The 14,802-nt window shown below is 59.6% G+C and carries 13 protein-coding genes and 1 pseudogene; 5 read left to right on the forward strand and 9 right to left on the reverse strand.

Translation table 11 applies throughout. The features are described from left to right. Positions 1–146: 146 nt before the first annotated feature. The 7 genes and pseudogenes from ACR0AO_RS13370 to ACR0AO_RS13400 all read right to left on the reverse strand — a co-directional run. Positions 147–553: pseudogene (locus ACR0AO_RS13370) on the reverse strand (transposase); the annotation flags it as partial. Between the two features lie 410 nt (positions 554–963). After that, complete coding sequence (locus ACR0AO_RS13375; RefSeq protein ID WP_480604323.1) at positions 964–1,434, reverse strand: DUF411 domain-containing protein; 471 nt, start codon at positions 1,432–1,434, stop codon at positions 964–966. A 98-nt stretch (positions 1,435–1,532) separates the two neighbouring features. After that, positions 1,533–1,937, reverse strand: a complete 405-nt coding sequence (gene cueR, locus ACR0AO_RS13380) for a Cu(I)-responsive transcriptional regulator (protein ID WP_480604326.1) — start codon at positions 1,935–1,937, stop codon at positions 1,533–1,535. 12 nt (positions 1,938–1,949) lie between these two features. After that, entirely contained in the window at positions 1,950–4,454 is a 2,505-nt protein-coding gene (locus tag ACR0AO_RS13385) for a heavy metal translocating P-type ATPase (RefSeq protein ID WP_480604327.1), read from the reverse strand. A gap of 174 nt (positions 4,455–4,628) precedes the next feature. After that, positions 4,629–5,693 (reverse strand): methyltetrahydrofolate cobalamin methyltransferase, encoded by a 1,065-nt coding sequence (locus ACR0AO_RS13390; protein WP_480604328.1) that lies wholly within the window; start codon positions 5,691–5,693, stop codon positions 4,629–4,631. 9 nt (positions 5,694–5,702) lie between these two features. Continuing rightward, positions 5,703–6,629: a methylenetetrahydrofolate reductase gene (locus ACR0AO_RS13395; RefSeq protein WP_480604330.1), complete on the reverse strand. Its 927-nt coding sequence runs from the start codon at positions 6,627–6,629 to the stop codon at positions 5,703–5,705. A gap of 27 nt (positions 6,630–6,656) precedes the next feature. Continuing rightward, the gene (locus ACR0AO_RS13400; RefSeq protein WP_480604332.1) at positions 6,657–6,953 is read right to left on the reverse strand and encodes a virulence factor; all 297 of its coding nucleotides are present in this window, start codon (positions 6,951–6,953) and stop codon (positions 6,657–6,659) included. 242 nt (positions 6,954–7,195) lie between these two features. Here ACR0AO_RS13400 and ACR0AO_RS13405 point away from each other — a divergent pair, with 242 nt between their 5' ends. After that, positions 7,196–8,308 carry a Ppx/GppA phosphatase family protein gene (locus ACR0AO_RS13405; protein WP_480604334.1) on the forward strand — a complete coding sequence of 371 codons (1,113 nt, stop codon included), beginning with the start codon at positions 7,196–7,198 and terminating at the stop codon, positions 8,306–8,308. Positions 8,309–8,418: 110 nt separating this feature from the next. Beyond that, positions 8,419–9,135, forward strand: coding sequence for an RlmE family RNA methyltransferase (locus ACR0AO_RS13410; RefSeq protein ID WP_480604336.1), 717 nt, complete (start codon positions 8,419–8,421; stop codon positions 9,133–9,135). 313 nt (positions 9,136–9,448) lie between these two features. Here ACR0AO_RS13410 and ACR0AO_RS13415 read toward each other — a convergent pair whose 3' ends face one another. Next, complete coding sequence (locus tag ACR0AO_RS13415; RefSeq protein ID WP_480604337.1) at positions 9,449–10,318, reverse strand: YihY/virulence factor BrkB family protein; 870 nt, start codon at positions 10,316–10,318, stop codon at positions 9,449–9,451. A 160-nt stretch (positions 10,319–10,478) separates the two neighbouring features. Between ACR0AO_RS13415 and ACR0AO_RS13420 the strand changes: the two genes are divergently transcribed. The 3 genes from ACR0AO_RS13420 (at position 10,479) to cls (ending at position 14,196) form a co-directional block, all read left to right on the forward strand. Continuing rightward, positions 10,479–11,558, forward strand: a complete 1,080-nt coding sequence (locus ACR0AO_RS13420; RefSeq protein WP_480604339.1) for an AI-2E family transporter — start codon at positions 10,479–10,481, stop codon at positions 11,556–11,558. Further along, the gene (locus tag ACR0AO_RS13425; RefSeq protein ID WP_480604341.1) at positions 11,551–12,657 is read left to right on the forward strand and encodes an acetoin utilization protein AcuC; all 1,107 of its coding nucleotides are present in this window, start codon (positions 11,551–11,553) and stop codon (positions 12,655–12,657) included. The genes ACR0AO_RS13420 and ACR0AO_RS13425 overlap by 8 nt, the downstream gene beginning before the upstream one ends. A gap of 126 nt (positions 12,658–12,783) precedes the next feature. Continuing rightward, a complete protein-coding gene (gene cls / locus ACR0AO_RS13430) occupies positions 12,784–14,196 on the forward strand; it encodes a cardiolipin synthase (RefSeq protein ID WP_480604342.1) in 1,413 nt (470 codons plus the stop codon). On the opposite strand, the gene ACR0AO_RS13435 is transcribed toward cls, so the two are convergent. Next, entirely contained in the window at positions 14,193–14,627 is a 435-nt protein-coding gene (locus ACR0AO_RS13435; RefSeq protein ID WP_480604344.1) for an ion channel, read from the reverse strand. The genes cls and ACR0AO_RS13435 overlap by 4 nt on opposite strands. Positions 14,628–14,802: the final 175 nt, after the last annotated feature.

The raw sequence follows: 14,802 nt of genomic DNA on the forward strand, positions 1-14,802 counted from the left end.
AGGTATCTTGAATGTCGGCTTCCAACTGTTGGTACCAACGGGCTCGCGCCCGCAGCGAACGACTGCTGTCCGCCCATTCTGTTGAAAAACAACGTGTTGCTAACGCAGAAAGTGATGCGCCGAACAGAGCGCGAGCGCTTTTCCGATCAGGCTTTGCGCGTTTGCTGCGATGCGGGAAAGATCTTGGCCAATTTACAGAGGTTCTGGGCGGTGGCAGCGAGGAGGAGTTCGTCGTTTGCGCCACATGGACCGCGTAATCGGAGCCGTCCCAGCCCAAAAATGCGCTTGAGATGGGCAAGCAGCATCTCGAGCTTCTTCCTCAGCTTCATCGAGATGTCGTATTGGCGGGTCTTGGCGATGTCGCGCGCGATCTGGCGGGCGTCTTCGTGTTCGTCACGGGTGATCCTGCATGCATCGGCGTTGGGGCAGCACTTGGCTTTGGATGGGCAGGCCTGACAGACTTCCTTCAAGGCGCGATAGCGCGCCGTGCCTTTGCCGGTTGGGCCCCGGTCGGATCGGAGTAGTTGCGGCGGAACTGCTTGAGCGCATGACCTGTTTTCGCGGCAGCCCGCTGGTCAACGCTACGCGCACTGCTTTGGCGCGGAATTCCTCCGTCGGTCGTGATGCCATCTGTGTTCCCCTTTGCGACACGATACGTGGTCAAAGGAGCGGCACAATCCCGCGACAGGTCCAGGCACCCCTACCCGCTTTCTGTGCCGTGCCTGCCCATTTTACGGCACAAAGTCCTTGTTTTATTAATCTGAGGACTTCTGTTTGATCCCAAAAACAGTCTCGAAAATCGTTGTGGGTGCAAGCCCACCCAGGGTTCGAATCCCTGTCTGTCCGCCACAATTCCCTCGTCTATTCGAGATGCTTGTATGCAGATATTCCGAAAATGGGTGTTTGCACCGAAAGGGGCCGCGATGAGGCCCCCTGCCCGGTTGTCGGGTTTTGTTGACTGGCTCAGGCCGCTGCGTAGCTCGAATAGATTTCCGTACGCCCGTCCCGGCGGATCAGGTAGACGTCATATGCTTCGCGCTCGCTTTCGGGCCCCATGCCGGGTGATCCGAACGGCATTCCCGGAACAGACAGGCCGATCGCGTCGGGGCGCTCCGAAAGTAGCCGTCGGATATCCGCCGGAGGAACATGGCCTTCGATCACAAAGCCATCGACCATTGCGGTGTGGCACGACTTCATGCGGTCCGGGATGCCTTTTTCGGTTTTGAAGGCGTTGAGGTTTTCCCATGTTGCGTTTTCGACGCGGACCGAAAACCCCTCCTTCCGCAGGATATCGATCCATGCCCCACAACAGCCGCAATCGGGATCCTTCAGAACATGTGCGGTTGTAGGGGCAAGAGCATGTCCCTGGCCTGCCAAAACAACAGGCAAAACGCTAAGTCCAGCGACAAAAGCGCGGCGATTCAATATTGGCATGTTCGTTCCTTTCAAATCGTTTCGGTTTCCGGCTGTCCGGGTACTTGCTGGCATGTCACCCGGTGGTTCGGTGTCGTGCCATGATTTTTCTCAAGTGGTCATTCGGACACCCCGAACGGGCGGCGCCCCAGATCTTCGAGGATCGGGCAATCCGGGCGATCGTCCCCGGCGCATTCATCGATCAGATGCGACAGGGTTGCTTCCATCGCTCGCAGATCCGCGATTTTCTCGGCAATCTCTTTCAGATTGCGCTTTGCTATCCGCTTCACATCGGCACTGGCGCGGTCCTTGTCCTCGTAAAGCTCCAGCAGGTGGCGGCAGTTCTCGATCGTGAACCCAAGGGATCGGGCACGGCCGATGAACGCCAGTTTGTGAAGGTCGGTCTTGCAAAAGTGGCGATAGCCGTTCGGCCCCCGTTTGGGTGAAATCAGCCCGATGTCCTCATAATAACGGATTGTTTTAGCGGGTAATCCCGAACGGGTTGCAACATCACCGATATTCATGATCTCTCCAATCTAGTGCGCAGGCGCGGCCTGAAAGGCCTTTTGATCCTGCGCGCTTGCGGGAATTTTCCCAACTGTCACGGGACGAACCCATCTGAGCCGCAGTGCGTTGGACAGCACAAAGATGCTGGACAGTGCCATCGCGCCCGCAGCCAGAACAGGCGACAAAAGCGGCCCGCCAAACGGATAGAGAAGGCCCGCGGCCACGGGGATCAGAACAACATTGTATCCGAACGCCCAGAACAGGTTTTGGTGGATGTTGCGCATGGTTTTCCGGCTGATGCCAAAGGCGTTGACCACACCACTCAGGTCCCCTGAAATCAACACGACATCGGCGGCTTCGATTGCCACATCGGTTCCGGTTCCGATGGCGATTCCCACGTCGGCGGCGGCAAGCGCGGGCGCATCGTTGATACCGTCGCCGACAAATGCCAGCTTGCCGCCCTTTGCCCGCAAGCCGTCCAGCGCGGCCACTTTCCCATCCGGCAGAACTTCGGCCACGACGTGATCAATGCCCAGATCGGCGGCGATGGCCTGCGCCGTTCCGGCATTGTCGCCGGTGATCATGGCGATCTTCAGCCCCATGGCATGCAGGGAACGGATTGCATCCGGCGTTGTCGCCTTGATCGGATCAGCGACCGCCAGAATGGCGGCGACGCGCCCGTCGATTGCGGTGTAGAGCGGGGTCTTTCCCTTGCCGGCTAGTTCATCGCGCGTTTTTGCAAACTCACCGATCTCGACACCTTCGCGGTTCAAAAGGCGGTCTGCCCCGACCATGACGTCGAGCCCAGCGACCCGGGCGCGAACGCCAAAACCGGGCAGTGCCTCGAACCTGTCAACGACCGGCATGGCAATGCCTTGCGTTTTGGCAGCCCGTACGATGGCCTCGGCGATCGGATGTTCGGATCTGGATTCGACAGCGGCGACAAGACCCAGCAGCTCGCCTTTGGAAAACCCTTGGGCGACAATCAGGTCGGTCAGTTCGGGGCGGCCTTCGGTCAAGGTTCCGGTCTTGTCGAAGGCGACAATTTCGGCGTCTCTGAGAACCTGCAGGGCGTCTCCTCTGCGGAACAGAACGCCCATCTCTGCCGCCCGTCCGGTTCCCACCATGATCGAGGTCGGTGTCGCCAGCCCCATCGCGCAGGGGCAGGCAATGATCAGAACCGCGACACCGGCAACCAAGGCCAGGCTTAACGCGGGGTCCGGCCCGACAATCAGCCAAGCCGCCACGGTCAGCGCCGCCGCGGCCATCACTGCGGGCACGAACCAGGCCGTTATCCTGTCCACCGCACCTTGTATCGGAAGTTTTGCGCCCTGCGCCTGTTCGACAAGATTGATGATCTGGGCGAGCATCGTGTCGGCACCGACTTTTTCGGCCCGGAATGTCAGAGCACCGTTGCCGTTCACCGTTCCGCCGACGACCATTTCGCCCTTTGATTTCTCCACCGGAACAGGCTCTCCGGTGATCATGCTTTCATCGACATAGGACGAACCGGTCAGAACATGGCCGTCCACCGCGATTTTCTCGCCGGGGCGGACCCGGATCACATCTCCGACGGCGATTTCTTCGATGGCGCGTTCAACCCCTTCGCCATCGATTTCGACCAATGCCGTTCTGGGTTGCAGGCCCACCAGCTTTCGTATCGCGTCGCCGGTCCGCCCCTTGGCACGCGCTTCCAGGAAACGGCCCAGCAGGATCAGTACGACAATCACCGCCGCCGATTCAAAATAGACATTCGCCGTCCCACTGGGAAGAATACCCGGAGCAAATGTCGCCACGACCGAAAACCCGTAAGCCGCCGAAGTGCCGAGCGCGACAAGCGAGTTCATGTCCGGGGCACCCCTGAAAAGCGCCGGAAACCCTCTGGTATAGAACCGGAAACCGGGTCCGAGCAATACGGCGGATGTCAGCAGAAATTGCAGATAATAACTGTTTTGCAGCCCAATCGTGTTGGCGATCATATGGTGCAGACCGGGGATGGCATGGCTGCCCATCTCCAGCAGGAAAACCGGCAATGCCAGAATTGCTGCTAATGCGGTGCGACGCGCCAGGGTACGAATTTCATAGTGCTTTTGCGTGTCAACTCCGGCAGACGCGCCTGAGCGAAGCGTCGCGGGATAACCCGCAGCGCCGGCAAGTTCGGCAATGACCAATGGCTCCGTGGCACCGGCAACATAGCGAACGGTTGCGGTTTCCGCCGCCAGATTGACCCGAGCGTCCAGAACGCCGTCGCCAGCCCGCAAGGCGCGTTCGACCCGCCCGACGCAGGACGCGCAGGACATGCCGCTGATATCCAGAGTGATTTCATCAGTAATCGCCGGATAACCCGTGTCTTTCAGCAAGTTCACCAGATCGTCGAGGGATGCAGGGTCTTCGTAAGTCACCTGTGCTGATGCGTTTGCCAGATTGACCGACGCCGAAACAACGCCGGGCAACTTGGCCAACGCCTTTTCGACACGCCCGACACACGAGGCACAATTCATTCCCTTGATCATGAGGCGCGCGTTTCGACTCATTTTCGATCCACCAATCATATTGCTGGTGGTACAGATAAGGGTTCCAGCAACTGGAAGGTCAAGAGGAGATACGGGATATCTGTCCTTCAGATTGGATTTCGGCCCCCGCCTGCCCCGTCAATGCAAAAAAAGGCCGGGCAAATGCCCGGCCTCATGCAGATCCGTTGTGGGCGATCAGGCCCGGCGGCGACGTCCGCCACCGCCACGCCGACCGCGGCCTTCGCCTTCGGCACCAGCGGCGTCGGGCGTTTTGTTGAACCTGATCCACTCGGAACCATGGGCGTCGTTGTTGGTCAGCAGGTTGGCGGCGCGAATGGCCTCCATCTCCTGGCCGGCGCGCGGCAGGGTCGAGCCCAGACCGAACATCTGAACGAAGGTTTCGTCATCCATGCCCTCGGGCAGGATGATGCCCGCTGCGGCGACCGCCTCTTTCTTTTCGGCAATTTTCTTCTGCGTCACCGGCAGAGCCACCGGGTTCATGATCGCCGAAGTCATGCCAGCGCCCATTGCCATCGGCAGGAAGGCGTTGTTGATGCCGTGACGGTTCGGGAGGCCGAACGAGATGTTCGAGGCGCCGCAGGTGGTGTTCACGCCCAGTTCCTCGCGCAGGCGGCGGACCAGAGCGAACACCTGCTGACCGGCGGTTGCCATAGCGCCGATGGGCATCACCAGCGGGTCAACGACGATGTCATGCGCAGGAATGCCGAAATCGGCGGCACGCTCGACGATTTTCTTGGCCACGTCGAAACGCACGTCGGGATCTTCGGAAATGCCGGTATCGTCGTTCGAGATCGCAACAACCGGGACATTGTATTTCTTGACCAACGGCAAAACCAGTTCCAGACGCTCTTCCTCGCCGGTGACGGAGTTCAGCAGCGGGCGGCCTTCGGCGGCGGCCAGACCGGCCTCCAGCGCGCCGGGAACCGACGAGTCGATGCAAAGCGGCACATCGACCAGACCCTGCACCAGTTCGACGATCTTGGTCATCAGCGGCGGCTCGGTCTCGTTTGGGTTGGGGTTCGAGTTGTACACAACGCCCGCGTTGATATCCAGAACGGTAGCGCCCGCCGCAACCTGTGCCAGCGCGTCTTTTTCGACGGTCGAGAAATCGCCCGCCTCAAGTTCGGCGGCCAATTTCTTGCGGCCGGTCGGGTTGATCCGCTCACCGATCACGCAGAACGGCTCGTCAAAGCCCAGGACGGCGGTTTTTGTTTTTGATTCTACGACTGTACGTGTCATGTCCGATCCTTAGGAGTTTACGGGCTTTGCCGAAGCGCCGCCGTTGCTGATTGCCCAGTTGGCGTTGGACTTGATGCCGCCAAGTGGGAAGAAGTGTACGTTGGTGATGTTGAAATCCGGGTTCGCAGCCTTGTGTTCGGCCAGTTCGGTGATCACGTCGTTCGGCTCATAGGGCAGCAACAGCTTGGAGACATCCATCGCCCGCTTTTGCAGAACCTTCAGCGACGGGCCGACACCGCAAGCGATGGCGAACTTGATCAGGGTCTGCAGCTTTGCCGGACCTGCGATACCGATATGGATCGGCAGATCGATACCCGCCTCTTTCAGGCCGTTGGCCCATGCGATGATCGGCTTGGCGTCAAACGCAAACTGGGTCGCCAGCGCCATTTCTGCATCGGTGGTTTCGCTGAACCTCTGTTTCCAGCGCAGCGCGTCATCAACATTCTTGGTCGAACCGTCAGGGTCGATATCCTTGTTGCCTTCGGGGTGACCGGCAACGTGCAGGCGTTTGAAGCCCGCCTTGTCGAACAGGCCGGTTTCCAGCAGTTGCATTGAACTGTCGAAATCGCCGTGCGGCTTGTCAACGCCACCGGCCAGCATCAGCGCCTGATCAACGCCCGCTTCGCCCTGATACATCGAGATCCAGTTCTCCAGCGTCGCGGCATCCTTGATGATGCGCGCCGGGAAGTGCGGCATGACAGGGTAACCTTCGGCCGCGATCCGCTTGGCGGTCTTGACCATGTCCTCGATCGGGGTGCCTTCGATATGAGCGATATAGACGCGGGTGCCCTCGGGCAGCAGCGCGCGGAAATCTTCGACTTTTTCGGCGGTGCGGGGCATCACCTCGATCGAATAGCCCTGCAGAAAGGCTTCGACGGTCGGGTTCACCGGGGCCTTTTCGGCCGCGTCACGTTTCTTGAAGTTCAGCAAAGCCATTGCGGCCTCCCATTTAAGCTATCGGGCTTATGCCCAACCGTCATTTGCAATCAGGGTCTTGATGCGGTCCTGATCGTACTCAGTTTCCAGGCGGCTGGCCTCGGCCTCGGCGATCTCGGCCGGGTCGCCTTCGACCTCTACCGGTGCGGCCTTGCGCCATTCCGCAAGATAAGCATCCGTGTCCTGCGCGCCAACTTTCATCGCGGCACGGTCAATGGCCTGTTCGAAGCGTTCGGCCAGTTGCTTTTTGGCGCCGCGCCGCCCCTTGCCAACGATGACTTGGGCCGGGATATCGCGCCAGTAAACTATGGTGACTTCGGGCATGCCGATTGATTCCTCTTGATCTGGTGAGGCGGTTCTAAACTTCTATCCGCACACAGGTCGGTCCGATTTCGACATCTACAGCAATTGGAGCGACCTTTTCGCATACGCAAGGATACGGCACAGACATGTTCTTTTTCCACCGCTGCTTTTCATCAAAATTCTAAACACCTTCATGAGCCGCTTGCACCACGCCGAGGCCCGCCATATGGTCGGGGTAACTCGAAATCGGAGGGCGTGTAGTCATGGCGCCCAAGCGTCCCAAAGGTGCGGGCGCGTTCCCGAAAGCGGTCGAAAGCCCCGCGCCAGAACGGCCCGATCCGGTTGCGCTATATGCCGCGCTGGATCTGGGTACAAATAGCTGCCGGATGCTGATTGCCCAACCCAAGGGCAGCGGTTTTCATGTGGTGGACAGCTTCTCTAAATCCGTGCAATTGGGCGCGGGACTGGAGAGAACCGGACGGCTGTCACGGTCGTCGATGTCACGTACAATTCAGGCGCTACGCATCTGCCAGCAGAAGCTCAAGCGCAACAAGGTCAACCGGATGCGGCTGGTCGCGACCGAAGCCTGCCGCCGAGCCAGAAACTCGCGGGAATTCATCCGCCAGGTCAAACGGGAAACCGGGCTGACACTGGAAATCATCCAGCCCGAGGAAGAAGCCCGTCTCGCGGTGATTTCCTGTGCCCCGCTGGTATCGACCAAGACCGAACAGCTTTTGGTGGTCGACATCGGAGGCGGGTCGACGGAACTGGTCTGGATTGACATCTCGTCCGTTCCACGCCGGGACCGCCCCGCCGCGATCATGCGCTTGCATGCCGGGTTTCATCCGCCCGAAAGCCCTTTTCCCGCCGCCAAGGTTGTGGACTGGATCAGCGTGCCACTTGGCGTTGCCACACTCCGCGACCAGTTCCACGACGTCGAGGACGATTCCGCGCGTTTTGCCCTGATGAGCTGGTTTTTCGAGGAAAACCTGGCCGATTTCGCACCTTACAAGGACGAACAGGCGCGCGAAGGGTTTCAGATCGTCGGCACAAGCGGCACCGTCACTACGGTCGCCGCCTCGCATCTCGGCCTCAAGCGCTATGACCGCACCAAGGTGGACGGCTTGCGAATGAGTTCGGATCAGATCGACAGAGTCATTCGCGGCTATCTGAACCTCGGCCCCGAAGGCCGTCGCCGCGACCCGCGTATCGGCGAGGACAGGCAGGCGTTGATCATGTCCGGTTCGGCCATTTTGCAGGCGCTGTTGCGCTGCTGGCCCACCGACCGGCTTTCGGTGGCGGACCGGGGGCTGCGCGAAGGCCTGCTTTATGCGCAGATGAGCGCGGATGGTGTACTGGAGGACGGGCCGTTCTAAAGGACAGGCAGGTGGCGCGGAAACCGGGCCTCCGGCGATTTACCCCGCCTCTCACTTGATACGTTTCCCGCAAGCCGATATGCACCGGACAGTTTCAGGAGATTGCTCACATGGCGAAAACGCCGAGTGGAAAAAACACGTCCGGCCGCGGGCAGCGCGACCTGAAGGTCAAGGTCAAGACTGCGCGCGGTCGCAAGCTCAGCTCGACCCGTTGGCTCGAGCGGCAGCTGAACGACCCCTATGTTAAACGCGCCCAGGCCGAAGGCTATCGCGGGCGAGCCGCGTTCAAGATCCTGGAGTTGGACGACAAGTTCCGCTTTCTTGTGCCGGGCGCACGCGTGGTCGATCTGGGCTGCGCGCCGGGCGGTTGGTGTCAGGTGGCGGTGAAACGTGTCAACGCGCTGGGTGAAAAATCGGGCAAGCGGACCGGCACAGTTCTGGGCATCGACCTGCAAGAGGTCGAGCCGATTGCAGGCGCCGAAATCCATCAGCTGGATTTCACGTCCGATGACGCGGATGAAAAGGTAAAGGAGTGGCTGGGCGGCAAGGCCGATGTGGTCATGTCCGACATGGCCGCGGCCTCTTCGGGTCACAAGCAGACCGACCACTTGCGGATTATCGCCCTGTGCGAAACCGCTGCCTATTTCGCGTTCGATGTGCTGGAGGACGGCGGCACCTTTGTCGCCAAGGTGCTGGCGGGAGGTGCAGAGGGTGACCTGCAAAAACTGCTCAAGCAGAAGTTCGAGAAGGTGGTCAATGTCAAACCGCCCTCGTCCCGCTCGGACAGTTCCGAGAAGTTTGTCGTCGCGACCGGTTTTCGCGGATAGTGTTCAGACAGCCCGCAACGGGCGCTCGTCGTCCTGCTGCGCAGACGCCGATTTTTCCGCCTTTTGCGCACGGAATTGATCGACCTTCCTGACCATTTCCTCGGCCAGCCGCGTTTGCGGTCTTTCCGCCAGGTCATTGTATCTGAGAAGAGAGAAAAGTTGGGCATGCCGACCCAGGGATGCATTCTCGTACATGGTTCACCTACTAACGCTCGGGCCAATCTCAGCCCGAACACAATTCTAAAAAAATGCTAGTGGCTTTTTGAGGGCACCATTGTGTCCAAATCATGGCACCTCAAACCTGCTAGATCGATCAGGTGGATTTTTTTCCGGACGTTGTTGCGCGCAGATCCATCAGAGCACCATTGAATTCGGCGCCAAGGATCAGAATAGCCGCGCAGAGATAGAGGAAAATCAAGGCCGCCATGGCCCCCGCCAACCCCGCATATGTCGCGCTGTAGGTCGCGAACTGTCCGACATAGATCGAAAATCCCCATCCCCCTGCCGCCCAGAGCAGCAATGTCAGCGCCACGCCCGGAAGGATTTGCATCAAGCTATGGCGATGCGGCGGCAACAGTGCGTGAAAGGCCAAAACCATGCCGACGGGCATTGCCACGGTGAATATCCATCCAAGCCGATCGACGGCCAACCATTCACCGGCCTCGCCGGGCAGGCGTTCGGTCACCAGCCTGGTGTAGGCCGGCAGCACCACCTCGAAAGCGGCCGCCCCAAGAACGGCTGCGCCGCCCCCGATGACCAGCGCCACGCACAGCAGACGGGATTTCCAGAACGCGCGGGTATCCACATCGTGATAGGCCTGCGTCAGCGCAATGCGAACCGCGTTCACACCGTTCGAGGCGAAATAGACCGTCAACACGCCGCCAATGGTCATTACGCCCGAACTCGCCCCGCTCAGGACCGCGCGCAGTTCCGCCTCGATCGGATCGGCCACCTCTTTTGGCCACGCGCCGAACATCAACTCGATCAGTTCGTCGGTCACGTAGTCCTGCGACAGGCTTCCTGCGAGGGCCACTGTAAACAGCACAAACGGAAACAACGCCATCATCAGCGACATCGCCACGTGGCTGCTCATGACAAAGCCGTTCTTTGCGACAAAGCGTTTGCCTGCAAGCCAAAAGGCGCGCGCGGGCCATGGATATGCGAGATTCGAAAATACGGTCATGGCGGAACCCTAGCCCGCCTTTCAGCCCGCCTGAACCCCGCAATTCAATTGGGTTTTCGACACGCGCCGCCCTTTGCCGCACCCGTTGCACTCGCGGTGCAGAATGGGCAACATCGCCTAAGCGCGGCGATAAGGTCAGCCCAACAAGGAATTCACGTTCATGACAGGCCAACGCAATGACACCCATTCGTCCATTCGGTTCAGCCTGCCCGCCATCCGGGACACGCTGATCGTCCTGACGCTGATCGTATTCGCGCTTTATGCCGGATCAACATTTCTTATTCCTCTGGCGCTGGCGCTGTTGGTCAACGTCCTGATCATAGCGGTCAGCGACCGCGTTGTGTCGTGGGTGCCCATACCGGTCTGGCTGGCCAATCTGGCCGGCATCACCGTCGTGCTGGCGGGATTGTTTCTCATCGTCTACGTCCTTGGCAGCCAGGCCACGCAGTTCGCACGCAACCTGAGTACCTACGAAAGCCAGTTCGACGTGGCGGTCGGCAGGGTCACCGGGTTCGTTGGAAACGACGTGACGAATTTCGTGCGGGACAACCTGATAAACATCGACATGACGCTGGTGGCGCGCTCGGCCCTGGGCAGCGCGACATCGTTGCTGAACCAGTTCTTTCTGATCAGCCTGTATGTGGCCTTTCTGATGGCCGAGCGACTGGCCTTTCGCAAAAAGATCCGTCTGGCCGCGGGCAGCCCCAAGCTTGGCAGCGACATGGCCTCGGTGATGGACGCGATATCACTGAGTTTGCAGAAATACCTGGGCGTCAAGACCCTCATCAGCGCCGTGACGGCTTTGATCAGCTATACGGTCTTCAAGTTCCTGAAGCTTGAATATGCCGAAACCTGGGCTGTTCTGACCTTTGCGCTGAACTTTATCCCGTCGATCGGCTCGATCATTGCGGTAATCTTTCCCGCGCTGGCGTCGCTTGTGCAGTTCGAATCCGTCACGCCGTTCCTGATCATCGTGCTTGGGTGCGGGACGCTGCAATTCCTGATCGGAAATTTTCTGGATCCCGCGATGCTGGGCCGGTCGCTCAACATGTCGACCTTTCTGGTCATCCTTGCCCTGACTTTCTGGACGACGGTCTGGGGGTTGATCGGCGCTTTTCTAAGCGTTCCGCTGACCGTTTGCATCCTTATCGTCTTCAGCCATGTGCCCGCCCTCAGACCGGTCGCGATCCTGATGTCGCTGGACGGGCAGTTGGTGGATAGTGGCCGCGACGGTGCGTGACGCACAGTTCATAGGCTCTGAAATCTATCGCCATTCCACCTATGGCCGGAACCATCCGCTGGCCATCCCGAGGGTTTCGACCGTCATCGATCTGTGCCGCGCCCTGGGCTGGTTGCCGAAAGCGCAGTATTTGACAAGCCCGAGGGCAAAACCGGCCGCCCTGACCCAATTTCACACAGCCGCCTACATCGCGGCGCTGCAAAACGCCGAACGCAGCCAATTCGTAAGCGACGTGGTGCGTGCACGTCATGCGCTGGGCACTTTGTCGAATCCGATCTTCCCGGAAATGTATCGCCGTCCCGCCACCGCTGCCGGGGGATCGATGCTGGGGGCGGAACTTATCGCGGAAGGCGGAATTGTCTTCAATCCGGCAGGTGGCACGCATCACGGATATGCCGACCGCGCCTGCGGGTTCTGCTATCTCAATGATCCGGTCCTTGCAATCAGGAACCTGCTGGCCAAAGGGCTGAACCGCATCGCCTATGTCGACATCGACGCCCATCACTGTGACGGAGTCGAAGATGCTTTTCGGGGGAGCGAACAGGTGCGGCTTATTTCAATTCATGAAGAGCGGCGCTGGCCCTTTACCGGACGCCAACAGGACGAAGCGGGCGGCGCGGCCTTCAACCTGCCGGTGCCGAAAGGGCTGAACGATGACGAGTTTTTTCTGATCCTCTACGATTTGATCCTGCCGGCCGTCGATGGTTTCCGAACGCAGGCAATTGTCCTGCAATGCGGCGCGGATGCGGTGAGCGAAGACCCCCTGTCCCGCCTCACCCTTTCCAACAACGCACACTGGCGCGCGGTGGCCGCCCTGCGACAAGTGACCGACCGCCTTCTGGTTCTCGGCGGCGGTGGCTACAACCCCTGGTCAGTCGCGAGACTGTGGGCGGGTGTTTGGGCGACGCTTGCCGGGCATGATATCCCCGAACGTCTGCCGTTACCCGCCGGGTCCGTTCTGCAGGCGCTGACGTGGCGGCGTGCGGCGGGGCGAAACCCTCCGGAGCATTGGTGCACCACATTGCGCGACCCGCCCCGTTCCGGCCCAATTCGCGGGACGATCCGGGAATCCGTCAGGGCGTTGCGGGCCCGGCTCTGACAACACCGCTCCGACAACAAAAAACAGGAACGGAACCGCAGCCGGTCAGGGAAATCATTGATGTGGCGAAAGACGGTGGGCATGGATACACTGATCTTGTTAAGTCACTGAAACAACCGGATTACCATGTGGACCGCAGTCGTCTCTGTTTCTGTTTTTGCCGTCTATGCCCTGGCTGTGTATTGCGCGGTGCGGGCGGCACAAACCGCCCGAACGCCGCAAGGCGCCGTGGGCTGGGTGGTCTTTCTGTTGTCATTCCCGTTTGCCGGGCTGCCGCTTTATCTGTTCCTCGGACACCACCGCTTTCGTGGCTATCGCATCGCGCGCCGGGAAAGTGAGCGGGTGGTGGCGGGCCTCAAGGCTTTTGCCGAAACAAGCAGCCCCGCCCCGGACGAGATGCAGATCAACACCCGTCCGTTCGAGGAACTGGCCCACATGCCCGTTTCCAGGGGCAATGGGGCGGACCTGCTGATTGATGGGGAGGATACGTTTCAGGCGATTTTCAAGGCTATCGACGCCGCCGAACATTATATTCTCATCCAGTTCTATATCGTGCGTGACGATGAACTTGGGCAGGAGCTTCAGGAAAAGCTGATCGCGGCGAACCGGCGCGGCGTGCATGTGCGGTTCCTGACGGACGCCGTCGGCAGCTATGGTCTGCCGCGCAGTTATTTCGAAAAACTCAGGGGCGCCGGCATTGACGTGGTCGACCCCCGCGACCAGCGCGGGCCGAACTTCCGCTTTCAGCTCAATTATCGCAACCACCGCAAAACGGTCGTAATCGACGGCCACACAGGTTTTATCGGCGGCCATAACGTAGGTGTGGAATATCTGGGGCAGGAAACTGATTTCGGCCCCTGGCGGGATACCCATCTGCGTGTTCGCGGGCCGATTGCCCTGCAATTGCAACTGGTTTTTGCCGAAGACTGGCACTGGGCACGCAATGAGGATCTGATCGACCAGTTGACATGGACGACCTCTGCCGCGTCCGAGAACATGAATGCCCTGATCGTGGCGACCGGACCCGGGGACCGAACCGAGACCGGCGCCATGATGTTTTTTGCCGCCATCACCGAAGCCCGCGAGCGGTTGTGGATCGCCTCGCCCTATTTTGTGCCGGATATCGACATCATGACCGCGCTCAAACATGCGGCGATGCGGGGCGTTGATGTGCGCATTCTGGTTCCCGAGGTGGTCGACCACCGGATTCCATGGCTCGCGGCCTTTGCCTATTTCGACGAGATCCGGGAATGCGGCGTGCGCGTGTTTCGCTATACCGATGGTTTTATGCACCAAAAGGCGTTTGTGGTCGATGACACCTTGGCAGCCGTCGGAACCACCAATCTCGACAACCGGTCGTTCAGACTGAACTTCGAGGCGATGGCCCTGTTCTTTGATCACCGCGCCGCGAACGGCATTGCCGGCATGCTGACAGACGACTTCGGCTCCAGCTATGAATTGACAAAGACGCTCGTAGAGCAACCGCCTTTTATTCGTTACGGCGCGCCGATAGCCCGCCTTTTTTCGCCGATCCTTTAGGACAGGAACCGATCCTCGAACAACCGGGTCATGAGCGCCACAAGAAACGCGGTCGACAATCCGAAGGCCAGCAATCCCGTCACCGCGGCGAAAGACCCGAATATCCTCAACTGCTCGCCCAAAACGACGTCGCCATAGCCCAGCGTGGTGAACGTCACCAACGAGAAATAAAGTGCGGTGTTCCAATCCGGCAGAATGTCGCCCCATACCCACACGATGGCCCAGATCCAGACCTGAATGGTGTGGATCGCGACAATGGTCGCCAAAGCAACGACGATTGGCGCCGCCGTGCGCACCATATGTCCGCGATTGCAGCATTTCTCGTTCACGCTTCGGATCAGAATCGTGCTCCAGGTCAAAAGGCCGATTTCGATGAGGAAGCAAATCATCAGATAGACACTGCCCCACAGAATTTGTTGCGACAATGTCATGCTTTGTCTCCCTTCCTCGCGGAACGCTTCAAGATCGAGAATGGCCCGATGCCGAAACCGGAACAACCCCCGACCGAAGATTGAAGCATTGATCTGGTTGCGGCGAAATGTGCGGGAACGGGATCGGCACTGGACATATCCAGGCAACGAAACACATTCTGAACCGGCACGAAAC

It is taken from the genome of Ruegeria sp. AF8 (genome assembly GCF_056541825.1).

Excerpts from the sequence above, each read along its gene's own strand:
- cueR (WP_480604326.1), bottom strand. The coding sequence starts at position 1,937 with ATGAATATCGGTGATGTTGCAACCCGTTCGGGATTACCCGCTAAAACA.
- ACR0AO_RS13400 (WP_480604332.1), bottom strand. The coding sequence starts at position 6,953 with ATGCCCGAAGTCACCATAGTTTACTGGCGCGATATCCCGGCCCAAGTC.
- ACR0AO_RS13410 (WP_480604336.1), top strand. The coding sequence starts at position 8,419 with ATGGCGAAAACGCCGAGTGGAAAAAACACGTCCGGCCGCGGGCAGCGC.
- ACR0AO_RS13385 (WP_480604327.1), bottom strand. The coding sequence starts at position 4,454 with ATGAGTCGAAACGCGCGCCTCATGATCAAGGGAATGAATTGTGCCTCG.
- ACR0AO_RS13390 (WP_480604328.1), bottom strand. The coding sequence starts at position 5,693 with ATGACACGTACAGTCGTAGAATCAAAAACAAAAACCGCCGTCCTGGGC.
- ACR0AO_RS13395 (WP_480604330.1), bottom strand. The coding sequence starts at position 6,629 with ATGGCTTTGCTGAACTTCAAGAAACGTGACGCGGCCGAAAAGGCCCCG.
- ACR0AO_RS13375 (WP_480604323.1), bottom strand. The coding sequence starts at position 1,434 with ATGCCAATATTGAATCGCCGCGCTTTTGTCGCTGGACTTAGCGTTTTG.
- cls (WP_480604342.1), top strand. The coding sequence starts at position 12,784 with ATGTGGACCGCAGTCGTCTCTGTTTCTGTTTTTGCCGTCTATGCCCTG.
- ACR0AO_RS13420 (WP_480604339.1), top strand. The coding sequence starts at position 10,479 with ATGACAGGCCAACGCAATGACACCCATTCGTCCATTCGGTTCAGCCTG.
- ACR0AO_RS13435 (WP_480604344.1), bottom strand. The coding sequence starts at position 14,627 with ATGACATTGTCGCAACAAATTCTGTGGGGCAGTGTCTATCTGATGATT.
- ACR0AO_RS13405 (WP_480604334.1), top strand. The coding sequence starts at position 7,196 with ATGGCGCCCAAGCGTCCCAAAGGTGCGGGCGCGTTCCCGAAAGCGGTC.
- ACR0AO_RS13415 (WP_480604337.1), bottom strand. The coding sequence starts at position 10,318 with ATGACCGTATTTTCGAATCTCGCATATCCATGGCCCGCGCGCGCCTTT.